Below are 24,366 nucleotides of genomic sequence, written 5' to 3'. Positions count from 1 at the left end.
TCTTTATAATTTTAGATTGTGTGCTTTAGGATTTGAATCATGATTAAATATCTCAAAACTGGATTAACCATAATTTACACACAAATCAAAACTTTTAATTAAAAATCTGCTAGACTAAGGAAGTATTTACAAAACATTTCTAAAGCGTTTCATGAATCATACAACTGTCATTATTATCATCACTGTCATCATCAGCATCGCTGCATGGCAATCTAGACCTTTGCTTGAGCGACTGATTTTTTATCCGCCTGCTGTCAATAAAGGTCAATACGATCGGCTACTGACACATGGATTTATCCATGCCGATGGGATGCATTTGCTGTTTAATATGTTTACGCTGTATTTTTTTGGCAGCGTGATTGAACGGTTTTATATTAATAAATTTGGTAATTTGGGCTTTGTGGCATTTTATGTTTTGGCGATTATTGTTGCGATTTTGCCCACTTACGCGCGTAATAAAAATAATCCCCGCTACTCAAGCTTAGGTGCATCAGGCGCGGTAAGTGCTGTTTTATTTGCGTATATTTTATTTGCACCTTGGAACACGCTATATCTATTTGCCGTGCTGCCCATTCCTGCGATTGTGTTTGCGATTGCTTATGTGGCTTATAGCATCTGGGCTGACCGCCGAGGCGGTGGAAATATCAACCACTCAGCCCATCTGTTTGGCGCGGTATTTGGCGTGGTCGCCACCATTGCCATTGAGCCAGGCATTATTTTTCACTTCTTAAATCGTCTGCTAAACCCCTCATTTTAAGCGAATCAAATCAAAAAAACGTGGCTATAACCACGTTTTTTGATTTAATCACCAAGCCTTAAAATGACTTTCGATATAGCCATCGGGTAGGCTTTCAAGCGTATATCGCCATTTTGGATTTTTGTCTTTATCAATCAAAAGCGCGCGCACCCCTTCGGCAAATTCGCCATTATGTGAGCAATGAATCGCAACAATGTATTCTAAATCCATGACATCATCAAAGCTCATGCCTGTCACCTGATTTGCCATATGCCATGTAATCGCCGCCGATGTCGGTGAGCCAGCAGTATAAGTATCAAATGCCTTTTGAATATAATCAATATCAGAACCTGCTTTAGCAAGCGCATCAAATTCAAGCAAGCTGTCCACTTGACTGATCTTTTCTATCTCATCACGATGTGGCAGCAGCCATCCTTCTGGCAGCACATCCGTATTTTCAAGGTCTGCAAGTAATGAGTTGAGCATGTCGTGGTTTTTGGCGGCATCGTCCGTCCACTTGGCAGTGGTCAGCGCTTGAATTAACAGATCAAAGTCGCCGCTTACCATACTAAAACCAGCCACACCCAGCGCCAAGGCATCCACTGCATTAAATCGCGCGCCCGTCAGCCCCAAAAACAAACCAATCTTATTAGGCATATGCTTTAAAAAATACGACCCACCTGCATCAGGAAAAAGCCCAATGCTAACTTCTGGCATCGCCATCATCGTCGTTTCTGTGACGATGCGATGACTTGAAGGCACTGCCAGACCCATACCACCGCCCATGACAATGCCACTTGCCCAAACAATGATGGGTTTTTTATAACTTTTTATTTGTTTACATAGACCATATTCGGTGGTAAAAAACGCTTGAGCCGTTGGATTGGGGAAAACTTCAGAGTCATGGCTATGATATAAACCACGAATGTCGCCACCTGCACAAAACGCCTTATCGCCTGCACCTCGGATCAACACACCGACCACGCTGTCATCTTCCGCCCATTCATCAAGCAGTGATTTTGTGGTGGTCACCATCTGTAAGTTTTGAGCATTCAACGCCTCAGGGCGATTTAATAAGATCGTTCCGATACGCTGCGTGTCATTAATCGCCAAAAAATCCGTCACAATTGTCATCATCATTCCTTTTTCATCATAAAATTCAAAGACAAAAACCACACTGTTTTTGATTATACTAAAATTTTTGAAATTGCCAAATAAAATTTCATCGGATTTGCACACTTTTGGATACCCAAATCTAGTGTCTTGTTTTTTAAATTTGCATTTTTGGCATAGGTTTGATAGTTTGTGCATAGATACATTAATCATGAAAAAGAGCCAATTATGTTTTTTTTATTATCCCCTGCCAAAAATCTTGACGAAAAAACTCCCGTTCCGCTATCCCTTGCTGATCAATACAGCGAGCCTGCGCTCATTGATGACGCTATCACCTTAATGCAGTCACTCAAAGATTGCGATGTCATTGACCTTCAAGAATTGATGGGTGTATCCGCCAAAATCGCCGAGCTCAATGTCGATCGTAATCAGCGCTGGGCTTATCCCTTTGGCGAAGATGCCAAGCCTGCGATTTATTTATTTGCAGGCGATGTTTATACAGGCTTGGACGCCTATCATCTTGATAAAAATGAGATTAGCTACCTTAATGACAGATTGGGTATTTTATCAGGGCTTTATGGCTTGCTTAGACCGCTGGACTTGATGCTGCCTTATCGCCTTGAGATGGGCACTAAGTTTAAGACAGCCAAGGCGGATAATTTATATCAATTTTGGGGCGATAAAATTACCGATCAAATCAATCAGCACCTAAAGCAGTCAGATCAAGTATTGGTCAATTTGGCGTCGAATGAATATTTCAGCGCAGTCAATCCAAGTCAGATCGAGAGTCGTATTATCACACCTCGCTTTGAAGATGAAAAAAATGGCAAGTATAAAGTGGTCAGTTTTTATGCCAAAAAAGCACGCGGGCTCATGGTGAACTATGCGGCTAAACATCAATTAACCAACGCTGAAGATCTAAAAAACTTTGATGCCGAGGGGTATTATTTTGCCCCTGAACTCAGCGATGAGGACAACTGGGTATTTCGCAGAGAATGGTAATCGTTGGCAAAAAATAATCGCACAAAATAAAATGAACAGTATTAAATTAATACTGTTCATAAAAATCTACTAAAATAACACAACCTAATAATTAATCAAATCAATGATTTAGGCTAATTATTGGGTTATTTAGCTTATTTTCTCTTTTTACCGCCTTGTACAGCCTTAAAGCGTGGATTTGACTTACAAATCACAAAAGTACGACCACGACGGCGAACAATTTGGCAGTCTTCATGACGATTTTTAGCAGATTTCAGCGATGATAATACTTGCATGAGCTTACTCCGTTGATAATTGACTTAATATTAATACGATATCATTCAATATTAAGCATAAATATGATAATAAAATAGATGGCAAGAAATAGATATTAAAACATTATACGATATACGATGATTTTTAAGAATATGCAAGAAAAATCATGCCACATTTCAATGTTGTTAAACAATCAATCGCCATCTTTGTTTTACCAATCAAATCTTAAGGTTATTCATTAATGGCCTGTATTGCCGTCAGAGCAATCGTATAAACAATGTCATCCACCAAAGCCCCACGAGATAAATCATTGACAGGCTTATTCAACCCTTGGAGCATTGGACCAACACTGATCACATCAGCGGTACGCTGAACGGCTTTATAGGTCGTGTTACCTGTATTGAGATCAGGGAAGATCAGTACATTTGCCTCACCCGCCACCGCTGAATTTGGTGCTTTTTGTTTACCGACATTTTTGACAGTCGCGGCGTCAAATTGTAGCGGTCCATCCACTTTTAGCTGCGGTGCTCTTTCACGGATAATTTGTACCGCTGCTTTGACCGTATCAACATCTTCGCCCGAACCTGAGTTCATGGTAGAGTAACTGATCATGGCAATTTTTGGATCAATGCCAAAGGCTTTGGCTGATTCGGCAGACTGAATAGCAATCTCAGCAAGCTGTTCTGCGATTGGATTTGGATTGACCGCACAGTCGCCATAAACCATGACTTGTTCAGGCAAGAGCATAAAAAAGACACTAGAAACCAAGCTGTACTGTGGTGCTGTCTTAATCAATTGAAACGCTGGGCGAATGGTGTCGGCAGTCGTATGAACCGCTCCTGATACCAAACCATCAACATCGCCCATATGTAGCATCATGGTACCTAAAACCACCGTATCTTGTAATGCTTGCTTTGCCCCAGATTCATCAATTTTGCCCTTACGGCGTTCTACCATAGGGGTAACATATTTATCAGCGATACTGGCAGGATCAATGATTTCAATATCGCTTGGCAAGACTACGCCGCGCTCTGCCGCTACAGCTTCGATCTTGGCTCGCTCACCCAAAAGCATACACTGAGCAATGCCACGACTCTGGCAAATTGCAGCAGCTTCAATGGTTCTTGGCTCATCACCTTCTGGTAGTACAATGCGTTTTTTGGCGGCTTGTGCTTTTTGGACAACTTGGTTACGAAACGCATATGGTGAGAGTTTTTTGACTCTTGTTGCTGCTTGATAGTTTTTAATAACTTCTTCATCAACTGTCAACTGCTCACCATCGGCGGTCGCCCAGACAGGCACCTCAAATTCGCCCAAGCCTGCTGCAATGACACCGAGCACACGCTCAGACTTAAGACCACCAAACGCAGCAGCAAATACAGCCAACTCTTCAGTATTTTGGCTGACAAATACGACATCAGCATCCAGACCATTTGCCAAATTACGATTGACCAAGCTGGCATAAGGCGTATTTGGTAAAGTAGCCAAACCCTTAACAACCGTCAGCTTTGCACTTTGGGTAGCAACTACTTTTTCAAGCAGTTCATCAAGCCGACCTTCGCTGATTGCCGCTCTAAGCTTACTATCGCCATCGCCATCAAATGGTGCAATGTAAGCTGCACCAATGCTTTTGGCAAAATTTTCTGCGATGGTTGAAAAATTTGGAGCGTCAAATGTCGGAATCAATAACAGTGCTTTCATATGTACCCTTAATAAATATATGATAGATTGGTATTAACACAAAAACCGCTCAACTGCTTGAACGGTTAGTTAAGTATTTGTAACTAAATTATAATCCCAAGACCGCACGGCTTTCGCTGGCGATTTGGTATTCTTCATCGGTTGGAATTACCCAAAGCTCAATCGATGAATCTTCGGCATGGAAACTGCCTTCGGCACCACGCATCAACTTATCATTCTTAGCAGTGTCAATTTTTGCACCCAAATGTTTTAGGTGTTTGATAATATCGGTACGCATTTCAACAGCATTTTCACCCACACCACCTGTAAAGGCAATGCCTGTAAACTCAGGCAATGCTGCAGTCAGGCTTAGGAGATATTTGGCGGTACGATAAGCGAACATATCCAGTGCCAAACGAGCATCTGCACTGCCTTCTTTATCAGCAGCTTCAAGATTTCTCATGTCATTAGAGATGCCTGATACGCCCAGCAGACCTGATTTTTTATTAAGTAAGGTGTCAACTTCGTCTAATGATAAGCCCAATGTACGATTTAGATGAATATGCAAACTTGGATCAACATCCCCTGAGCGTGTACCCATCATCAGCCCTTCTAGCGGCGTGATGCCCATTGAGGTATCTAAGCTTTTACCATCATAAACGGCAGTAGCAGAGCAGCCATTACCCAAGTGGGCAACCACCCAACCATGTACGCCTTTGGCATCAGTAAGCTGGCTGGCACGATTTGAGACAAACGCATGCGAAGTGCCATGAAATCCATAACGGCGGATTTGATGCTCAGTATACAGATTTTTTGGCACCGCATAACGATAGGCATACTCAGGCATGGTTTGGTGAAATGCCGTATCAAAAATTGCTACCTGTGGCAAATCAGGATAAATGGCATTGATCGCTTGGATACCTGCAGCATTGGCAGGATTATGTAGCGGTGCTAGACTTGTCAATGCTTCAATGGTTGACAATACCTCTTCATCAATCACGGTGGCAGATTTAAATTTATCGCCACCATGCACCACACGATGACCCACAACCACAGGCTTATGCTCTTTAATCAAATCTTCTAAGATAACTTTCAGTGCGTCAGCATGAACACCATTTGGAATGTCAATAATCGTCGCTTCGCCCTCTAGATTTTTATGCTTAATGCGAGCTTCAGGATTGCCCAAGCCTTCTGCCAAGCCCTCAATGCGACTCCCACCATCTTCACTGATAAGGGCATATTTGATGGATGAAGAACCACAATTTAGAACCAAAGTGGGATTTGCTAAGCTCATGTACGCTCCTTGATGTATTGCGTCTATTGTATCGATTGCTAACAAGAAAGTTTATCTCAAAATTCCCAATAAATCAACCTGTACCATCTTTCTTGTCAAGCAATAAGTATCATTTTAAATATAATTTTTGAAAAATATACACTCATAACCATTGATAAATAATGCAATCCATTTAAGTGATCTAAATTCACATCTACCGACCAATTTGGCAAAAACGCATACCAATTTTATCATATTTGGTCTAATTGATCGCCCAAGCCTTGGGTGTTGTGCTAAAATGTTCAGCAAATGGGCAACTTTGTTTGATCTAAAATTTGGCTTGCCTGACCAAGCACAGTAATGGATTTGATGATTTATGAATATGATGAAGCACTTATTTGGTTTATCTTTAATGATAGTTTTGCTTTCGGCTTGTGGTCAAAAAGGTTCATTATATCTACCCGATGAAAGTACGCCCGTGATTGAGCCGACACCCATCAGCGATGATATGAATGACTACTAAAACTATATCGGTAAAACTATATCGGCTATTTTTATTTAAAATTAGGATAATGTTATGACCTTTAGCCCAGTCAGCCATCATCAAGATGGTGCACTGTATATCAACCCCCAAGCTTTGGCAAATGCTTTACCATATTTTGAGTATATTAATGACACTTTACATTTTGATGGTGTCAGCACTCACACGCTCAAAGAAATCTATGGCACGCCTTTGTATGCATATTCACAGCGTACACTTTTAGAAAATTATCAAAGCTACACTGATGCCTTTGATGCCATTGACCATCAAATTTGTTATGCCGTCAAAGCCAACTCAAATCTTGCCATCCTAAAAACACTTGCTAAAGCAGGAGCAGGGTTTGATATTGTCTCCAAAGGCGAGCTGGCTCGTGTGCTTCAAGTCACCGATGCCAAAAAGGTCGTGTACTCTGGTGTTGGTAAAACGGCTGATGATATTGAGTATGCACTCAAGGCAGATATTCATTGCTTTAATGTAGAAGCGATAAGCGAGCTTGATACCATCAATGAGGTAGCAGGTCGCCAAAACCAAATCGCACGCATTTCGCTGCGTATCAATCCAGATGTGGATGCTAAGACTCATCCTTATATCTCAACTGGTATGAAAGATAATAAATTTGGCATCAGTCATGAACAAGCGGTGGCTGCCTACATGTACGCACACAATTTACCAAATCTTAAGATTGTCGGTATTGATTGCCATATCGGGTCACAGCTACTAGATACCGATGGTTTTTCTGATGCGTTGGATAAATTGATTGAGCTGATAGATACCTTGACCGATAAGGGTATCAAGCTTCAGCACATTGATCTTGGTGGTGGCTTGGGCGTACGCTATATTGATGAAAATCCTGTCAGCGTTGATCAAGTTGCAACGGTATTACTCCCACGCTTAAAACAGCTTGGATTAAAATTGTACTTAGAACCAGGTCGCAGCTTGGTAGCAAATGCTGGCGTACTTTTGACAACTGTGGATGTGCTTAAGCCCACCGAATTTAAAAACTTTGCCATCGTTGATGCTTCGATGAGTGAGCTGATTCGCCCAGCACTGTATGAATCACAAATGGCAATCATTCCCGCTAAGCTTAGTCGGGATACTGCCAAAACTTGGGATGTGGTTGGCACAGTCTGCGAATCCAGCGACTTTTTAGGCAAAGACCGCATTTTATCTTTACAAGTTGGTGATACCCTAGTTATCACAGGTGCAGGTGCATATGGATTTAGTATGGCATGTAACTACAATACCCGCCCAAGACCGTGCGAGGTGATGGTCAATCATGGCACTCATCGCCTGATTCGCAAGCGTGAGGCGTTAGATGATCTGTGGAAAGATGAACTCATCTAAATCACACCCATCTTAGATGCTCTGAAACTTTCAGGGCATTTTTTGATTCCCAAATCAAGGCTGATATCCCAAGCTTTTGATGACTGATTCAATGTAATTTATTGATATTAATTTTTTAATAATTTTATTAAATTTTATGGACAATATTAAACAAATACTGTCCAATATTGTCATTTATTTTTCATCAATCATCCCCATAAAATCATTAGCCACCACGCTGTTTTCATGTTAAGATACAAGTGGTATAAATAAAAATAAGGACAGACCAATGCTCATAGAATTTACAAAAATGCATGGACTGGGCAACGATTTCATGGTGATTGATCTGGTTACCCAGCGCATGACACTGACCCCTGAATTAATTCGCCTGCTTGCCAATCGACGGATTGGGGTAGGGTTTGACCAATTATTAATTGTTGAGCCACCAAGTCGTCCAGATATTGATTTTAAATATCGGATTTTCAATGCAGATGGTTCTGAAGTCTCCCAGTGCGGAAACGGCGCTCGGTGTTTTGCTTCATTTGTACAAGCCAGAAAACTGTCTTTTAAGCAGCGTTTACGAGTTGAAACTTCAAGCGGTGTCATCGTCTTAAGCACCGATCGCTATGGTTGGGTACAAGTAGACATGGGTAAGCCCAAGTTTGAGCCTGACCAAATTCCTTTTACCCCAAAAACCATCACAAAAGTCGGACGCGCTTATCGCTTGGATGTCGACGGCACACCAGTTCAGCTGTATGTCGCCAACATAGGTAATCCGCATGCGATCATCAAGGTCGATGATGTCTTGGCTGCCGATGTAGATAGATTGGGTAAGCTCATCGAGTCGCATGTAGCATTTCCCGAAAGAGTCAATGTCAATTTCGTCCAAGTCATTAATCAGCGTCATGTGCGAATTCGCGTCTATGAGCGCGGTGTCGGCGAAACCCAAGCCTGTGGTACGGGTGCTTGTGCTTCTGTTGCGACAGGTATTCGTGAAGGCTGGCTAGATGAAGGGGTGGATATTCGCGCTCAGTTATACGGCGGGAGCTTGGCGATTCGTTGGCAAGATGGCTACTCTTTGATCATGACTGGACCGACTGCCTTTGTATATGAAGGTGTATTTAGCCCAGATGGCTTGGCAGCATCTGCTGGCATCAAGCTTGATCCAAATGCGGATGATGTTTACTGATGAGCAGGCTGTCGCATCTCGTCGCGCCCATCTATCCTAGTCCCCAAGCAGACCCAAACTCAGCTGCTTGGGGTTATTTATCATCTTGGTGTGATGAGCTAAGACTACAAAATTACTCTGAGCGTACCATCAAAACTTATCAAACGGCTTTGATACAGTTTTTAAATTTTGTGGCGTCTGACAAATATCTTAACGGTGATCCATTGGCTTGCCGCCGCCAAGACTTGACCCGATTTTTTGGCACCCGTTTAGAAGAAGCACAAATAAAACCAATCAGTGCCAAGCTTAGCTTATCTGCCATTCGGATTTTTTATCAATTTTTGATCAAGCAAGGGGCTCTTGCATCCAACCCCGCCACCGGCTATAAAATCAAATCCGCACCTCGAAAACTGCCCACTGTCGCCGACGAGATGCTCATACAGCAGCTACTTGACCAAAAAATGCCCGAAGATGCAGCCAAGGCGCGCCTATGGGTACGCGATAAGGCAATGTTCGAGCTGATGTATAGTAGCGGACTTCGTCTGTCTGAGCTTGCAGGCTTAAATGTGGGTGATGTTAATTTTGACACCGGCATCGTACGCGTATTAGGTAAAGGCAACAAAACTCGCCAAGTCCCCGTCGGCAAAAAAGCCATCATCGCCCTTCAAGACTACCTGCCCCATCGCGACTTATGGCAAGAACAAAATTCCGAAGCGCTGTTTATCAGTGAACGCCATGGCACTCGCCTGAGCACGCGCGCGATACAGCTTCGCCTAAAAGCGTGCGCCGCCATGGCAGGTATTGAGCTGAATATGTACCCACACATGCTGCGTCACTGCTTCGCCTCTCATGTGCTGTCATCCAGTGGCGATCTGCGCGCCATTCAAGAGATGCTTGGTCACCAAAATATCAGCACTACCCAAATATACACGCATGTTGACTTTGGCGCGCTCACGAGAGTCTATGATCACGCCCATCCCCGTGCGCATCGCTCAAAGTAATCATCATGGCTTAACAGTCTAATTCTCAAAGTTATCCACAGTTTTTTCCACAAAATTTTATTTATATCGTGAAACCTTTTTATCAAAAATTTTCGGATAATATTTTGAAAATTTTGTCAATATTTCATCAAACTGTCAAACAAAAAATTTTTAACTTATTGATTTTTATGATATTATTTTTAAAATTACAATTTGATTAAATTTTGTTCAATTCTATGTCATCGCTTGATACTACTTGCTTTACTTATCATAAATCAGGTCAATATTTTAAGTTATCCACAGTTTATGGGGAAAACCCTGCTAAGCCTTATAAACCCAAGGATAGGCCCATTCAGCAGTTTAAATTATATAGTTATATTAAATTTTTATTAGTTAAAACCATAAAATAACAATAATACAAAACGCCCTGTTTCACGCGATTGTCATAATACAGATATGGACATTATAATAAAAGATACTTTATACACAAACTATCCACAGGCTTATCCACAGCATATCTAGGTCGATATTGATATAAAAAGGTCAAAATCTAATCATTTTGACCTTTTTAGTAACTATGGCAGTGTCAGAACTAGGCAGTTTAACCCACCAGTTGTTTGGCGATCCAGTGCTTGACTGGAGGGAAGTTATTACTGAAGCGTAAAGCCAAATCACGCACCGCACGCATGGGCGGCGTATCGGTTGTAAACAAGGTTACCATCGCATTGGTGCCGTGATATAAGGGTCTGGTGTGCGCCTGATGGCGACGATTGTAGGTAGATAGCAGCTGATTTGAGCCAATATCCAAGCCACGGCGGTGCGCCTGCAGAATCAGTGGCGCCAAAGTGTTGGCGCTGAGCAGACCCAGATTATAGCCGTGCGCAGTCACAGGATGCATGCCTACCGCTGCGTCACCTATAAGCGCTGCCCGATTGGCATTAAACCTATGTGCATGAACACCCATCAGTGGGTAATGGTGCACACTACCAGCGATGCTAAATGCACCGAATCGATCACCAAACATTCTTTGGGCTTCGTGAGCCAGCTGCTCTGGAGTCATCTTTAGCAGCTCATCTGCTTGTGTATTATCTAGCGTAATGACACAATTCGTCATGGTCTCATTCAGTGGCAGCAGCGCCAAAGTACGACCATACAAAAAACACTCTTGGGCAGTGGCATGGTTTGACAGCGGATGCGTTACACGAAAGACAATGACGGTACACCCAAAGTCATGCATCTGCGCCCCAATGCCGAGCATGCGCCGTACACCAGATAGGCGGCTGTCTGCAGCGATCACAAGATCTGCCTGTAACTGTCTGCCATCCATCAAGGTCACGCAGGCTTTATTGTCATCTGTATTGACATCCGTTACGGTCGCATCGGTAATGAGCGTGACATTATCCATCGTTGCCACTTCATCGTACAGTGCTTTTTTGATATTATGATTAGAAATCAAATTCCCAAGCCGATCCAGCGAACGCTGTAAGTGCATCAATTTGGGTACTTGAAAATGCAGGGCATAGTTTAGATGACCACTATACACCTTGGCATCTTTTAGGGGGTAAATCTCATCAGGGTTAAATCTTTGCCAAGCACCCAAATTTTGTAGAATTTCTTTGGAGGTGTTGGTCAGAGCAATCTCGCGACCATCGTAAGCAGGGGTTTGTAAGGCTGTCAATGGCGCTTTTTCGATCAGGGTCAAACGCAGATCACTGCCCTTAAAAAATCGACAAAACGCAAGACCTGCTGGACCTGCTCCCACGATAATAATGTCACTGTGATGGGCACTGTCGCTCATAAATCTCTCTATCATATATTGGCTTTGGCAAGATCGCCAAAGCAAGTAGTTTTTATTTTAGTAATTTATTCTTGGGAAGTCGGTTCTTCAGACTGATAATTCGCCAGCTCATGACGCACCGCCACTTTTACCCAAGCACGCAAGTCTTCAGAAAGCTGAGCCATGTGCTCACCCAAAAATTCATCGATCTGCCCAGACATACTCTGAATCAAGCGAGCTTCTAGCTCATCGACATTCGGTGACTCAAGCACTTTGGCGTCATCATCTTTCAAAGAAGTGGTCTCAATGGTATGAATTAATCGGTTGGCTGATGCAGAATCGCTGTTTTTTTGCATACCTTGGGCGACAGCAGCATCAAAATCTTCGTGCTGAAAACGAAAATCCTTCACCAAAAGCTCACTGTCAAGCAGATCAATAATATCATCAAGCTCTTGGTAAATGGCAGTGCGCGCTTCGGACGGTGTGGCAAGCCAGCGCTTGGCAAAATTGATACTGGGTGAAAAATTAGCCATATCAAACCTTCAGTTTTTTTTAATCGTGATCATTATTGTAATTCAAAAGTGCCATCCGTGCAATGACGAGGATCTATTTGGCAAATTTTTGTTTCATTGAAGCTGTTTGCACGATTTCAAAGCCCGTTTTGATTGAATTTTCTATCACGAACATCGCCATCAGACCTTGAGCATCAGCAAGTGCCAAAGCCTCAGGGTATGGCAATGCTGTCAAAGCCGTCGCCCAAGCGTCTGCCAATGCCACTGTCTGATGCAGCACGGTCACACTGGGCGCATTATTTGCCACAGGTTCGCCTGACACAGGGTGAATGGTATGGCTAAAACGTACGCCATCATACTCCACCGAATTACGATAGCCGCCCGATGTCGCCAAACGCATGGACTCACCGACAGGCTGCGTCAAAGTGGTCAAAACAGATCTACTAGCAACGCTACTATCAACAACAGGCGCATCGATGCCAAGCGTCCAAGGCTTGCCTTTGTCATTGACGCCCAAAGTCGCCACCTCGCCACCAATCTCTACCATATAATTGACAACGCCATAATGATCATGCAAAGTATCAGCGATCACGTCTACCGCATAGCCTTTGGCGATGGCAGAAAAATCAAGCCCAACACCGTCCACTGTTTTGCTCAGCTCATGCCCGTTTAGCATCACTTTTTCAAGCCCCACCAAGCGCTTGGCATCGGCAAGCTCATCTGCCCTAGGTGGTGATTGCAAGCGCTCAATGCTCATCTGACTGCCAAATCCCCACAGCTCAACCAAAGGGTACACCGTTGGGTCAAATGCATGGTGCGATGCTTCATAGACAGCCCGACTGTCGCTAAGCACCTGCACAAAATCATCATCAATCATCAAGCTTTCGCCGGCAGGCAGGCGATTAAATCGGCTGATGGTACTATTTTCTTGGTAAGTGGACATGCTGTCATTGATGGCTTTCAGACGCTCATCAATGGTGACTTGAATCCTTACGGCATCACTGGCATTATCCGCATATTCAAAACGGATATGATAGCTTGTGCCCATGGTTTCGCCGCTGATGGTCTGATAAGTTGATTGCTGGCTACAAGCCGTCAGCATGACAGCCGTCATGATGACTATGGGGGCGTGGCGCATTGTGTGCCTCTTTTGAAATGAGTTAAGCAAAAATTAAATGGATGAGTTTTAGGTTACTGTGATATTTTTTGCCATGTGGTGAAGCGAAATCTAAGCCCGCTTTTATCACAATCAAAAACCTTCGTTTCGTCTGTTTTTATGAATCGTTCATCAATCTCAGGATAAAAGGCATCCCCTTCAATGACCGTATCAACTTCGGTGATCTCAAGTGTATCTGCCATATCTAAGCTTTGAGCATATATCTCGCCGCCACCGATGATAAAGATTTTATCTTGGTCTTTAGTCTGGGCATAAGCTTTGGCAAGCATAATGGCATCTTGTAGTGACTGAGCCGTGATGGCGCCGTCATAATGAATCGGCTGGCGCGTGATGACATAGTGTGCCCGATTTGGCAATAATCGGGGCAGCGACTCAAACGTCTTACGCCCCATGATGATCGCCCCACCATCAGTCATGCGCTTAAAATGCTGCAAATCAGCAGGGATGTGCCAAAGCAGCTGATTGCCCTTACCGATGGCGCGATTTTGACTCATCGCAACAACATGCACAATTTTGATATCGTCGCTCATACCGACACTTCCGCTTTGATGGCTGGATGGGCGTGATAATTGACAATCTGAATATCATCAAAGGTGAATTCAAAAATATCTTTGACGACTGGATTGAGCTTGAGCGTGCAAAGCGCCAATGGCTCACGGCTTAGCTGAAGTTTGGCTTGCTCAAAGTGGTTTTGGTAGAGATGGGTATCACCGCCTGTCCACACAAATTCGCCCACCTGCAAATCGCATACCTGTGCGATCATATGTGTTAATAGCGCATAACTTGCGATATTAAAAGGCACGCCCAAAAACACATCCGCGCTGCGCTGATACAGCTGACAAGACAATTTACCATCGACCACAAAAAACTGAAACAACGTATGGCAAGGTGGCAGCGCCACTTGGGCAGCTTCGTTGGGGTTCCATCCTGACACGATCAAACGGCGCGAGTTGGGATTGGTCTTAATTTCATTGATAAGCCACGAAATCTGATCAAATCCATCGTCATTATAGCCACCATTATCTTTGGTTGCGCCAAAATTTCGCCACTGGTGACCATATACTGGACCTAAGTCACCCGCCTGCCTACCAAAGCGCGCCGTCTGCTCTGGCGTCGCCCATTCATCCCAAATCGTCACCTGATTGGCGCTCAGATAGTCAGTATTAGTCTCACCCTTTAAAAACCATAAAAGCTCATGAGTGATGGATTTCATGTGTACTTTTTTGGTGGTGAGTAGCGGAAAGCCTTGTGCCAAATCAAAGCGTATCTGATAGCCAAAGACCGAACGCGTGCCCGTGCCTGTGCGGTCGCCTTTGTCCGCGCCTTGATCCAAAATATGCTGTAATAATTCAAGATATTGCTTCATTTGGCTTTATTCCAATCATAAATCTGTTTTTGATATGCCATCACCATCAAAATCACTCCGATGACGATCATGGGCAAGCTGTACAGCTGACCTTTAGTCATCCATCCAAAAATCAGCTCATAGCCCACATCTGGCTGACGGAAAAACTCTGTCGTAAAACGGCTCAAGCCATAGATCAGCAAAAACATCGCCGACACCGCATAGCGCGGTCTTGGCTTGGCGCTGAACCACCAAAGCACAATGAATAATAAAATGCCTTCAGTCGCTGCTTGATACAACTGAGAAGGATGGCGCGGCAAAAGCAGATATCCACCAATATCAGCAGCAATCTGCTGCAAGGCAGGATTGGCTTGAATCATCTGAAAATCTGCATTGGCAGCCTGCGGAAAATACATCAAATGCGACGCATCTGAATGAGATACCCTGCCCCAAAGCTCACCATTGATAAAATTACCAATCCTGCCAAAGAATAAGCCTGTCGGCACACAAGGGGCAATAAAATCAAGTACCGTAAAAGGCGATTTTTTATATTTATGTGCAAAATACCACATGGCAAGCAGTACGCCCACAAAGCCGCCATGAAAGCTCATGCCCCCTTCCCACACTCGAAATAAGTACAAAGGATTGGCAATCAATTCACTAAAATTATATAAAATCACATAGCCGATACGACCGCCCAAAATGACGCCCACCGAACCAAAAAACACCAAATCCGACACCATCTCAGTAGTAAAATCGGCTCGTGATTTGGTGCGCACCCATGCCAAAAAATAAGCCGCCGCAAAGGCAAGCAAATACATCAAGCCATACCAATGCAGCTCAACAACGCCCAAATCTAAGGCGACAGGATCAATCTGCGGATGAACGATTGCCATATATTATCCATTCTCATAATAAACTGCGCTTATTATAGCGGATTTTATATGATTTTGCTAAGCGGCACTTTTGAAATTATATTTATCACACCAAACAGCGCATTTTGGTCAAATGCGCCGACAAACGACTCGATGAGACAAAGTTGTCTCATCATCCACAGAAATAAAGGCATCTTTATCAAGCGTCTCAATGCGCATGGTATAACGCTCACCTGTAGACTCAGTAGACTCAAGCCAATAAGGAATGATGGATAAAATGGGCGAGTAATCAAGCTTGGTGACTTCGGTAGCCATATAGGTATATCTATCACGATCGGCAGACCAAGTGCCAGTATCGCTATAGCGCACGATACCAGTAATCCCCCTATAATAAGCCTCTCTACCTACCTGATGCGTGGTATAAGTCTTATCAGCAAAATATTCAACCCAACCATACCAGTTAAAATGAAATTCAGGAGCTTTATAATCTGACTGACAAAACCAAGTGCCCACTATGAGCTTTTCTTGGGCGCTGAGCGCAGGCGTGCTCTTGGCATGAGCATTCATACCCATGCTGACCACACTAAGACAGATCATGCCAACCGTAATCAAGCGATGTTTCATCATATTATCCTTAATATGTCATTATCCAAAATAAATCATCTAATAAACGCTCATCATAACAAATTCTTCACCAAAAAGGATAATTTATCCTAATATCTATCAAAAATCCCCAAAGACAGTTTGCCTTTGGGGATTTGATACGGTTAAGACTTAAAGCCTAAGCGTGATTACATCATGCCGCCCATACCAGGAGCTGACATCGGCGCTTCTGGTGCTGGCTTATCGGTAATCATCACCTCAGTTGTCAACATCAAACCTGCAACAGAAGCGGCATGTTCTAATGCTGAACGAGTTACTTTGGCAGGGTCTAAGATACCCATTTCAAGCATATCGCCATACTCACCTGATGCGGCGTTATAGCCATAGTTGCCAGAGCCGTTTTTAACTTCATTAACAATCACAGAAGCCTCATCACCTGCGTTGGTAACGATTTGGCGAAGTGGTGCTTCCATCGCACGGCGTAGGATATTGATGCCTGCGTTTTGGTCTTCGTTATCACCTTTTAGGTCGTTTAACGCGCCCAAAGCACGCACAAGCGCTACACCGCCACCAGGAACCACACCTTCTTCAACGGCTGCACGCGTTGCGTGTAAGGCGTCATCCACACGGTCTTTTTTCTCTTTCATTTCGGTTTCGGTTGCCGCACCAACTTTGATCACCGCAACACCGCCTGACAGTTTTGCCACGCGCTCTTGTAGTTTTTCTTTATCATAATCAGACGTTGATTCTTCGGCTTGACGGCGGATTGACTCTACGCGCGCTTCGATGTCGGCTTTATCGCCTGCACCATCAACAATCACGGTGTTTTCTTTACCGATAGTTACTTTCTTAGCAGTACCTAGGTGCTCAATCTCAGCTGACTCAAGGCTTAAGCCCACTTCTTCAGAAATCACCACACCACCAGTCAAGATGGCGATATCTTGTAGCATGGCTTTACGGCGATCGCCAAATCCTGGTGCTTTGACCGCACAGGTCTTCAAGCCACCGCGCAAGGTGTTCACCACCAATGTTGCCAAAGCTTCGTTTTCTACATCTTCAGCGATGATCAATAGCGGACGGCTGGTTTGCATGACTTTTTCAAGCAAAGGCACAATCTCACGGATATTTGAGATTTTCTTGTCCACCAAAAGAATGAACGGATTGTCAAATTCGCAAGTTAGGCTATCTTGCTTATTAGCAAAGTATGGGCTGATATAGCCACGGTCAAACTGCATACCTTCGACCACTTCAAGCGCATCTTCAAAACCTGACCCTTCTTCTACAGTGATCACGCCTTGTTTGCCAACAGTTTCCATAGCTTTAGAGATCAGCTCACCGATGGTGGTGTCTGAGTTGGCTGAAATTGAGCCGACTTGTGCGATGGCTTTATGGTCGTTGGCAGGTGTTGAGATGGCGCGAATTTCTTCGACAGCAGCGCGTACGGCTTTATCGATACCACGCTTAAGGTCCATTGGGTTCATGCCAGCTGCGACAGTTTTCATGCCTTCAACTAAGATCGCTTGAGCAAGCACAGTTGCGGTAGTTGTGCCGTCACCTGCCACATCGTTGGTTTTTGCAGCGACTTCACGCACCAGCTGCGCACCCATATTTTCAAATTTATCTTCAAGCTCAATCTCTTTTGCGACGCTCACACCGTCTTTGGTGATGGTTGGTGCACCAAATGATTTATCGATCACCACATTGCGTCCTTTTGGCCCCAAAGTGACTTTGACAGCATCCGCCAAAATATTGACACCATCAATCATCTTTTCACGAGCGCTTGCGCCAAAGCTTACATCTTTTGCCATGTTTTACTCCGAGTTTTGATTTTAATTAAAATATTAACTGTTAAAATACTGATATTAGGCTTCCAATACGCCCAATACATCGCTTTCTTTCATGATTAGCAGCTCTTCGCCATCAACCTTGACAGTTTGACCTGCATATTGACTAAATAGCACCGTATCGCCAACTTTCACATCCAGTGGGCGTGCTTCACCATTGTCGCGCACTAAGCCATTGCCTGCAGCGATGACTTCACCCTGTTGTGGTTTTTCGGCAGCTGAGCCTGGCAGCAGGATGCCGCCTGCGGTTTTTTGCTCTTCTTCCGTACGACGAACAACAATGCGGTCATGTAGTGGACGAATTTTCATAATCACTCCGTTAACTAAGATTTTACAAGGGAAAAATTAAATAAAATAGTTGTGAGTGCTTTTTGGAGTCGCGCTGCTAAATTTCAAGCCATTTTCCAAAAATTTTTGACTTTTATTATGCCGATGACAGTGATTTTGATTAAGATGACAGTGATTTTGATTAACCAGTCAAGTCAAGCCTGATCATAGCGATACAATTACTCACGATTTGATCATAGTACTCAATCAAAGCGGCAGATTATTACCTATTTTCATCAATCCATGACACAAAACCGACAAAATCACCCCACTCTCCCCTTGAGTTTGTAACTAAATATGACCATTATAGTCGCATCATAATTCAGCCTATAAAACTATAAAGTAGGCTTATAACATTAATATTGATAAAAAACTTGGAGAAAATTGTGAAAAAATCATTGATTACTTTGTTAGCCGCTTCTACATTTTTAGCTCTGCCTGTGGCGGCTGTGGCGGCTGATTTGCCTGGTTATTCAGCGACCTATCGGGTGAGTGCTGATGGCAAAACGGGTACAGCGACGCGCACACTGACTAAGACCGGTAATAACTATAAATATACCGTCAATGCGCGCGCCGCTGGTGTTGCCACCTTAAATCAAGAAGCGACTTTTAGCCTATCTAATGGTCGCATCCTGCCAAGCTCATCGACGATGTCTGCACGTATCTTAGGCATTGGCAATACTCACAGTGTCCGCTTTAATAATGCTGGTAAATCGGTGGTCAGCACCTATAAAGGCAAGGCTACTACTTTAAACATGCCGCGTCAAGCCTACGATGATCTAAGTTTAGAGGCACAAATTCGCCAAGAGCTGATTAATGGTAAATTCAGTGGATCGTATCAATTGGTCAAAAAAACCGAAATCGAAACCACCAAATTCCGCCGCGCGGGTAATACCAAAATCACCGTGCCTGCCGGTACTTATGATACTGTGCGCATCGATCGCATCCATGACGATCGCGACCGCGCGACCAGCTTTTGGCTTGCGCCAAGCCTAGACTATCTGCCGGTGCGCGTCAGCCAAACCACAAAAGGCAAAATCATCTCAATGGAGCTGACCAAGATCAACTAATCCAATACATCTATAAAAAAGCCCTGTTACTCACAGGGCTTGTTTTATTTGGTTTGATTGAATTGTTTGTGCATTGCAGGTAGGCGCTTGAGTAAGACAAATAACTGATAATTAATCATCAGCAAAATTAAAAACTCAATTATCTTTATTATACCGACCGTTGTTGGTGCTTGTTCATAAATTCGAAGCAATGCCAAAACGCCGCCCACACCCAAATAAACCAATAAAACCATACTTGCCCACATCAGCGCATAGGCAGAAGTACCTCGATGCACCCAAGGCGTAAAAATCAAAGCCGGCATCAATGCCAAAAGCTGCACACCGACGCCTGCCCATACAGAAGCACCTGTGGTTAAACTGACAGTCAAAGGATAAACAATTAAGGCAATCAATATCCAAGCATACCAAGTCAGGCATAAGGCTCGGCGTATCGGCTCGGCAGGTTTGGTGGGTTTAGAGGTTCTCATAGACTGCCTGCTTGCAACTGCTTGACCAGTGTCGCCAAACGCACACCTTGAGCGATGGCTAGCGCCTGCTCGTCTTGAGTAATGACATGCTGATGCTCCGCGCCCGAGACATGGCTTGTACCATAAGGCGTGCCACCGCGCGCCGTCATGGACAGCTCAGGATGTGCATAAGGCAGTCCCATCAACAGCATACCATGATGTAATAGTGGGATCATCATCGTCAAAAGCGTGCTTTCTTGACCGCCGTGCATTGAGCCTGATGTGGTAAAAACGCAAGCAGGCTTGCCTTGTAGCTCACCTGACAGCCATGCTGAAACGGTATTGTCCCAAAAATACTTAAGGCTTGCCGACATATTACCAAAATGCGTCGGACTGCCCATTGCCAAACCCGAACAGCCGATCAGCTCATCTGCCGTGCAATACAAATCACCCTCATCAGGAATGGTAGGCTGCGTCTGTTCGGTGACCAAAGAGACTTTGGGCACTCGGCGAATGACAGCTTTTAAACCTGTATCAGTCACCCCTTGGGCGATCAAATAAGCCAGCTGCTTGGTGGCGTGTTTATTGGTATCATATAAAACAAGAATATAAGGCGTGGTCATAAATTTATCATCTTAGTTGGCATCGTTTGGCATTATAACAAGATTTATCTTAAATAAACAAACTTAGCTACCTAAAATCCATCTACATTTATTGGTAATCCCATGAAAATTTCTTACACACTCTAAAACTTTGATACATAATTGTACAAAACTTCGCCTGTAATATGCCGTAATATTTGTTACACTAATGCGATATTGGGTGATAAACAATTAATTGGATATTATGGCAAATTTTTTAAACAAACTTCCTTTTGCGCACCATGCCTGGTTTATGTACTTACGCTTACTTGTGCGCCACTTCATTGATGACGATACGCAGCAAAAAGCAGCCAGTCTCACTTATACCACATTGCTTGCCTTGGTGCCGATATTAACGGTGGTGTTGGTAATTTTTTCAAGCGTGCCTGCACTTGAGGGTTTGCGTGAACAAGTTCAACAAACCATCTCTGCCAATTTATTCCCGACTGCCAGTGAGCAAGTGGCAGGATATATTCGTTCTTTTGCTGAAAAATCCAGTAATTTAGGACTTGTGGGGGTAGCAGGTTTATTTGTTACCGCAATCATGACCTTAAATACCATTGAGTATGCTTTTAATAAGATTTGGCGTGTCCAAGAACGCTCAGGCGGCGCTGCCAGCATTATACGCTACTGGACAATCATCACTTTAGGTCCGGTGATTTTGGGTGTGGCATTTGGTGCCTCAAGTGCTATCCAAAGTGTGGACTTTTTAAATCGTCAAATTGCAGGTTATGGCATTGATTGGGGTATTTGGGCATATTTGGTTTCTTTGGCATTAATGACTTGTGGCTTTATTTTATTATATTGGTTCATTCCCAAGGCCCAAGTTCCCATAAAAAATGCTGCCATTGCAGGCGTTGTTACTGCCATTTTATTTGAAAGTATCAAGCAGGTTTTTGGCACTGTGATGACCAATTTCACGAGCTATGAAGCCATCTATGGTGCGTTTGCCGCCCTGCCGATTTTCTTATTATGGATTTATATTTCTTGGAATATCATTCTTTTGGGTGTGCAAATCAGCTATACTTTAACGATTTTTGATACCAAAGAAGTACCTGTCCGCCATCCGCTGCTTAGCCTTTTGGACATGCTTAATTTAACATATAAGCGTTATCAAAATGGTGAAGCTGTCAGCGAAGATGAACTTCGTGGCATGCTGGGCCGCAAAGAGCTGCCCAAATGGAGTATGTATTTAGACCAACTTGTCAGTAATGATTTTATTACCGAAACCAAAAATAATGAATATATCTTAAAAACCGACCTAAGAACTATCAATTTTTGGAAATTTTATAAAAGCTTACCGTATCCACTGCCCATTCGTAGCGAGCTTGATCAGTTAGAATCTGCAGACTACGATCCTTGGTTCATTGAGCTGTATCATCACTTAGATAAGGTTGAGGATGCTGCCATCAAAGAGCTGGATTTACCTTTGGCAGAACTGTTTGAAACTACACCCCTGCGAGAAAAACAAGAAATTGTACGCATCGTCTCTGAAAATACCGATGAGCTTGGTGAGGGCAAAGGCTTTGATGATAATGCTCGTCGCACGATTGATGAGTCAGGAAATGTTGTCATTATTCCAGATGGCAAAGCTTCATTTACCGAAAGTAAACTGACCAAAGTATTACGCTTACTAAAAAAAGCATATCACTTCTTTGGTAAAAATAAGCAGCATATTAATGAAATCAAACGCATCATTGACAAATGATCATTCATTAATTTAATTACCAAAAATCACCCCAGTGCTAACTGGGGTGATTTTGTATCTTTAGTTTTTAAACCGTAAAAGATACAAATAGAGATACAAAAATGACCAATATCCACCTTTTGTGTGAATCAATTAGGCAATAAAGAATAAAATGCACCTAAACAATTAACTTTATTATACTAGCGAGCAATGAGAAAAATCTGCTTATGCATCGACAAGCAAAAAACTTATGCAATACAATAATAGCAGGTGTGGCGATCAGAAATTTTTCAGATTAGCGACTAAAAAACCTTTGGCATACTATCATTCCGCCATTTTTACCTATTGATTTATCAATTTATTTATTGTTCATTATAATTAAAAAATTTTATTATATTTAATAAATAATTTGGTGATTAACAAGCAAGAGCGGGTACGATTCTGTTGCAACAACCTATATTTCATTTACTTAAGCATTATACATAAGACTTTGCATGAAGTATTGACAGCAAAATGAAACTTATGGGTACAGATGGACAATCTTTATTAAAATGACCACCATGAGTTAACCAATATTAAATTTACTTACTTTACAATCAACTATTCTTAAAGGTTTTAAAAATCCAACACTTGCACTTTCCTTGGTTGATGGTATTGCCAAGAAACATTTATTTTGCATCTAAAGAAAATTGAGCAAATGAATAGTGATCCAATCAGATTGGTTTAGAATCTCAGCTAGAAATTAGCTCAAAGAAAGGTTAAGGCTTGCTGGGATTTTCTTTTATTTTTTGTTATTATGACAACATTGTAGAAAATTGCAATTTCAGTTGATTGCATATTGCTTAACAGGGAATTATTTTTGATATAACCACCAATTGGCCCATCTAGTATAAAGCCCTTATTTCTGACTGTGTGTAAAATATAAATTTTTTATTAATAAATAAACTCATCTATGTAAGCAATGATAACTAGTTCTTTATATAATACGGTTATTGCGCAAATATAGCAAACTAGTTACTATATTTTAAGTTCATACAATGATAAAATTACACTTTCGCCACTATCCATCCACCACCGCTCTTCAATGCTTCGAATGTACGGCGCGACATCTAAGTTTTACGCGAGCTGGTAAAGAGTTGCACATGACACAAAGCGCGGTAAGCAAGCAGGTTGCTCAACTAGAAGATTTGCTGTCAATACCACTGTTTAATCGAACAAGTTCGGGATTATTTTTAACACCGGCAGGTCAAGCGTATTACAATGATGCCAAAAATATCTTGCAACAACTTGAGCTGTCCACACTTAATCTGATGGCACATGGCGTAGAAGCAGATACACTACAAATCATCTCACACTCCACTTTTTGTGCACAGTGGCTAATCCCCGCACTCAAAGGCTTTCGACAAGCACATCCACTCGTGCATCTTGACATTATTGAACAAGCCAGTGCCCTACTTGACATTAACATTGATATGGGTTTTGTTTATGGTGACGGTGTATGGGCGGGGATGGAATCAATTAAGCTTTTTGATGAATCCTCTATAGCAGTATGCGCACCTAGTTATTTAGATAAAATTAATGACCTAGAAACTTTGTCACGTGCTCATCTTTTGCAAATCCGTACTCGTCCTCGTGCATGGTATGATTATTTTGCCAAACAAAATCACACCACCGATTCAGCGCTTGTTGGTGTACGATTTGACACGTTTAATGCCTGTATCAAAGCAGCGAAACTAGGCTGCGGCGTATCTTTAGTTCCGATCCGATTTGTCACAGATCAGTTGCAAAAAGGAGAGCTAATTCAAGCCCACCCCTACCAAATGCCAGGTCGCGGTGCGTACTATATGGTATACCATTCACATCTAGGTAATAGCAAAAAAGTACAGGTGATGATTAAATGGATTCGCGATTATTTAATGAAGCTGGATGGATCAACTAGCTTATAATTGACGTTTATCCAAGATTGAAATTAAGTAAATTATCCATGAGAG

The 24,366-nt window shown here is 42.9% G+C and carries 23 protein-coding genes and 1 pseudogene; 9 read left to right on the top strand and 15 right to left on the bottom strand.

The genetic code is table 11. The features are described 5' to 3' along the window. Positions 1-151 precede the first annotated feature (151 nt). Entirely contained in the window at positions 152-757 is a 606-nt protein-coding gene (locus AO382_RS09890) for a rhomboid family intramembrane serine protease (RefSeq protein WP_064610118.1), read from the top strand. A 48-nt stretch (positions 758-805) separates the two neighbouring features. Here AO382_RS09890 and AO382_RS09885 read toward each other — a convergent pair whose 3' ends face one another. Beyond that, positions 806-1,870, bottom strand: coding sequence for an enoyl-CoA hydratase/isomerase family protein (locus AO382_RS09885; protein WP_227513684.1), 1,065 nt, complete (start codon positions 1,868-1,870; stop codon positions 806-808). Between the two features lie 207 nt (positions 1,871-2,077). On the opposite strand from AO382_RS09885, the gene yaaA reads away from it, so the two are divergent. Then, complete coding sequence (yaaA, locus tag AO382_RS09880) at positions 2,078-2,851, top strand: peroxide stress protein YaaA (protein WP_064620746.1); 774 nt, start codon at positions 2,078-2,080, stop codon at positions 2,849-2,851. 134 nt (positions 2,852-2,985) lie between these two features. On the opposite strand, the gene ykgO is transcribed toward yaaA, so the two are convergent. From ykgO to AO382_RS09865, 3 genes and pseudogenes are all read right to left on the bottom strand, one after another. Continuing rightward, entirely contained in the window at positions 2,986-3,126 is a 141-nt protein-coding gene (gene ykgO, locus AO382_RS09875) for a type B 50S ribosomal protein L36 (protein ID WP_003657744.1), read from the bottom strand. Between the two features lie 211 nt (positions 3,127-3,337). After that, a pseudogene (gene pta, locus AO382_RS09870) lies at positions 3,338-4,411 on the bottom strand (phosphate acetyltransferase); the annotation flags it as partial. 484 nt (positions 4,412-4,895) lie between these two features. Continuing rightward, the gene (locus tag AO382_RS09865) at positions 4,896-6,080 is read right to left on the bottom strand and encodes an acetate/propionate family kinase (RefSeq protein ID WP_064620740.1); all 1,185 of its coding nucleotides are present in this window, start codon (positions 6,078-6,080) and stop codon (positions 4,896-4,898) included. 355 nt (positions 6,081-6,435) lie between these two features. Between AO382_RS09865 and lptM the strand changes: the two genes are divergently transcribed. From lptM to xerA, 4 genes are all read left to right on the top strand, one after another. Beyond that, the gene (gene lptM / locus AO382_RS10560; RefSeq protein ID WP_081258171.1) at positions 6,436-6,582 is read left to right on the top strand and encodes an LPS translocon maturation chaperone LptM; all 147 of its coding nucleotides are present in this window, start codon (positions 6,436-6,438) and stop codon (positions 6,580-6,582) included. A 54-nt stretch (positions 6,583-6,636) separates the two neighbouring features. Then, entirely contained in the window at positions 6,637-7,944 is a 1,308-nt protein-coding gene (gene lysA / locus AO382_RS09860; RefSeq protein ID WP_064620737.1) for a diaminopimelate decarboxylase, read from the top strand. Positions 7,945-8,212: 268 nt separating this feature from the next. Then, positions 8,213-9,112: a diaminopimelate epimerase gene (gene dapF, locus AO382_RS09855; RefSeq protein ID WP_064620734.1), complete on the top strand. Its 900-nt coding sequence runs from the start codon at positions 8,213-8,215 to the stop codon at positions 9,110-9,112. Further along, positions 9,112-10,092, top strand: coding sequence for a site-specific tyrosine recombinase/integron integrase (gene xerA / locus AO382_RS09850; RefSeq protein ID WP_064620731.1), 981 nt, complete (start codon positions 9,112-9,114; stop codon positions 10,090-10,092). The genes dapF and xerA overlap by 1 nt, the downstream gene beginning before the upstream one ends. 580 nt (positions 10,093-10,672) lie before the next feature. Here the strand turns inward: xerA and ubiM are convergent. The 9 genes from ubiM to groES form a co-directional block, all read right to left on the bottom strand. After that, positions 10,673-11,869 carry a 5-demethoxyubiquinol-8 5-hydroxylase UbiM gene (ubiM, locus tag AO382_RS09845; protein WP_064620728.1) on the bottom strand — a complete coding sequence of 399 codons (1,197 nt, stop codon included), beginning with the start codon at positions 11,867-11,869 and terminating at the stop codon, positions 10,673-10,675. Positions 11,870-11,934: 65 nt separating this feature from the next. Beyond that, complete coding sequence (locus AO382_RS09840; protein ID WP_064620725.1) at positions 11,935-12,381, bottom strand: hypothetical protein; 447 nt, start codon at positions 12,379-12,381, stop codon at positions 11,935-11,937. 73 nt (positions 12,382-12,454) lie between these two features. Next, positions 12,455-13,498, bottom strand: a complete 1,044-nt coding sequence (locus AO382_RS09835; RefSeq protein ID WP_064620722.1) for an FAD:protein FMN transferase — start codon at positions 13,496-13,498, stop codon at positions 12,455-12,457. Positions 13,499-13,551: 53 nt separating this feature from the next. After that, positions 13,552-14,067 (bottom strand): dihydrofolate reductase, encoded by a 516-nt coding sequence (locus AO382_RS09830; protein ID WP_064610096.1) that lies wholly within the window; start codon positions 14,065-14,067, stop codon positions 13,552-13,554. Next, positions 14,064-14,903 (bottom strand): thymidylate synthase, encoded by an 840-nt coding sequence (locus tag AO382_RS09825; RefSeq protein WP_064620719.1) that lies wholly within the window; start codon positions 14,901-14,903, stop codon positions 14,064-14,066. The genes AO382_RS09830 and AO382_RS09825 overlap by 4 nt, the downstream gene beginning before the upstream one ends. Continuing rightward, the gene (lgt, locus tag AO382_RS09820; protein ID WP_064620718.1) at positions 14,900-15,778 is read right to left on the bottom strand and encodes a prolipoprotein diacylglyceryl transferase; all 879 of its coding nucleotides are present in this window, start codon (positions 15,776-15,778) and stop codon (positions 14,900-14,902) included. The genes AO382_RS09825 and lgt overlap by 4 nt, the downstream gene beginning before the upstream one ends. 108 nt (positions 15,779-15,886) lie before the next feature. Further along, on the bottom strand, positions 15,887-16,381 hold the full coding sequence (locus AO382_RS09815) for a hypothetical protein (protein WP_064620717.1): 495 nt from the start codon (positions 16,379-16,381) through the stop codon (positions 15,887-15,889). 167 nt (positions 16,382-16,548) lie between these two features. Continuing rightward, positions 16,549-18,168, bottom strand: a complete 1,620-nt coding sequence (groL, locus tag AO382_RS09810; RefSeq protein WP_064620716.1) for a chaperonin GroEL — start codon at positions 18,166-18,168, stop codon at positions 16,549-16,551. Positions 18,169-18,222: 54 nt separating this feature from the next. Then, positions 18,223-18,516 carry a co-chaperone GroES gene (groES, locus tag AO382_RS09805; protein ID WP_201030233.1) on the bottom strand — a complete coding sequence of 98 codons (294 nt, stop codon included), beginning with the start codon at positions 18,514-18,516 and terminating at the stop codon, positions 18,223-18,225. 401 nt (positions 18,517-18,917) lie between these two features. Here groES and AO382_RS09800 point away from each other — a divergent pair, with 401 nt between their 5' ends. Next, positions 18,918-19,601, top strand: a complete 684-nt coding sequence (locus AO382_RS09800; protein WP_227513683.1) for a DUF3108 domain-containing protein — start codon at positions 18,918-18,920, stop codon at positions 19,599-19,601. Positions 19,602-19,645: 44 nt separating this feature from the next. Here the strand turns inward: AO382_RS09800 and AO382_RS09795 are convergent, their stop codons facing one another. Both AO382_RS09795 and wrbA read right to left on the bottom strand, forming a co-directional pair. Next, positions 19,646-20,068: a hypothetical protein gene (locus AO382_RS09795; protein ID WP_064620714.1), complete on the bottom strand. Its 423-nt coding sequence runs from the start codon at positions 20,066-20,068 to the stop codon at positions 19,646-19,648. Next, positions 20,065-20,670, bottom strand: coding sequence for an NAD(P)H:quinone oxidoreductase (gene wrbA / locus AO382_RS09790; protein WP_064620711.1), 606 nt, complete (start codon positions 20,668-20,670; stop codon positions 20,065-20,067). Before wrbA ends, AO382_RS09795 begins: the two co-directional genes overlap by 4 nt. 223 nt (positions 20,671-20,893) lie before the next feature. Between wrbA and AO382_RS09785 the strand changes: the two genes are divergently transcribed. Further along, on the top strand, positions 20,894-22,396 hold the full coding sequence (locus tag AO382_RS09785; RefSeq protein WP_064620709.1) for a YhjD/YihY/BrkB family envelope integrity protein: 1,503 nt from the start codon (positions 20,894-20,896) through the stop codon (positions 22,394-22,396). 1,016 nt (positions 22,397-23,412) lie between these two features. Further along, a complete protein-coding gene (locus tag AO382_RS09780) occupies positions 23,413-24,321 on the top strand; it encodes a LysR substrate-binding domain-containing protein (protein ID WP_064620706.1) in 909 nt (302 codons plus the stop codon). Positions 24,322-24,366: the final 45 nt, after the last annotated feature.

The organism is Moraxella catarrhalis, assembly GCF_001656295.1.
GTDB lineage: Bacteria > Pseudomonadota > Gammaproteobacteria > Pseudomonadales > Moraxellaceae > Moraxella > Moraxella veridica.
The sequence above is the reverse complement of the archived record's forward strand: the minus strand, read 5'-3'. Positions and strand labels throughout refer to the sequence as shown.

Coding starts and splice junctions, on each gene's coding strand:
- AO382_RS09890 (WP_064610118.1), top strand. CDS start 152: ATGAATCATACAACTGTCATTATTATCATCACTGTCATCATCAGCATC.
- AO382_RS09885 (WP_227513684.1), bottom strand. CDS start 1,870: ATGACAATTGTGACGGATTTTTTGGCGATTAATGACACGCAGCGTATC.
- yaaA (WP_064620746.1), top strand. CDS start 2,078: ATGTTTTTTTTATTATCCCCTGCCAAAAATCTTGACGAAAAAACTCCC.
- ykgO (WP_003657744.1), bottom strand. CDS start 3,126: ATGCAAGTATTATCATCGCTGAAATCTGCTAAAAATCGTCATGAAGAC.
- AO382_RS09865 (WP_064620740.1), bottom strand. CDS start 6,080: ATGAGCTTAGCAAATCCCACTTTGGTTCTAAATTGTGGTTCTTCATCC.
- lptM (WP_081258171.1), top strand. CDS start 6,436: ATGAATATGATGAAGCACTTATTTGGTTTATCTTTAATGATAGTTTTG.
- lysA (WP_064620737.1), top strand. CDS start 6,637: ATGACCTTTAGCCCAGTCAGCCATCATCAAGATGGTGCACTGTATATC.
- dapF (WP_064620734.1), top strand. CDS start 8,213: ATGCTCATAGAATTTACAAAAATGCATGGACTGGGCAACGATTTCATG.
- xerA (WP_064620731.1), top strand. CDS start 9,112: ATGAGCAGGCTGTCGCATCTCGTCGCGCCCATCTATCCTAGTCCCCAA.
- ubiM (WP_064620728.1), bottom strand. CDS start 11,869: ATGAGCGACAGTGCCCATCACAGTGACATTATTATCGTGGGAGCAGGT.
- AO382_RS09840 (WP_064620725.1), bottom strand. CDS start 12,381: ATGGCTAATTTTTCACCCAGTATCAATTTTGCCAAGCGCTGGCTTGCC.
- AO382_RS09835 (WP_064620722.1), bottom strand. CDS start 13,498: ATGCGCCACGCCCCCATAGTCATCATGACGGCTGTCATGCTGACGGCT.
- AO382_RS09830 (WP_064610096.1), bottom strand. CDS start 14,067: ATGAGCGACGATATCAAAATTGTGCATGTTGTTGCGATGAGTCAAAAT.
- AO382_RS09825 (WP_064620719.1), bottom strand. CDS start 14,903: ATGAAGCAATATCTTGAATTATTACAGCATATTTTGGATCAAGGCGCG.
- lgt (WP_064620718.1), bottom strand. CDS start 15,778: ATGGCAATCGTTCATCCGCAGATTGATCCTGTCGCCTTAGATTTGGGC.
- AO382_RS09815 (WP_064620717.1), bottom strand. CDS start 16,381: ATGAAACATCGCTTGATTACGGTTGGCATGATCTGTCTTAGTGTGGTC.
- groL (WP_064620716.1), bottom strand. CDS start 18,168: ATGGCAAAAGATGTAAGCTTTGGCGCAAGCGCTCGTGAAAAGATGATT.
- AO382_RS09795 (WP_064620714.1), bottom strand. CDS start 20,068: ATGAGAACCTCTAAACCCACCAAACCTGCCGAGCCGATACGCCGAGCC.
- wrbA (WP_064620711.1), bottom strand. CDS start 20,670: ATGACCACGCCTTATATTCTTGTTTTATATGATACCAATAAACACGCC.
- AO382_RS09785 (WP_064620709.1), top strand. CDS start 20,894: ATGGCAAATTTTTTAAACAAACTTCCTTTTGCGCACCATGCCTGGTTT.
- AO382_RS09780 (WP_064620706.1), top strand. CDS start 23,413: ATGATAAAATTACACTTTCGCCACTATCCATCCACCACCGCTCTTCAA.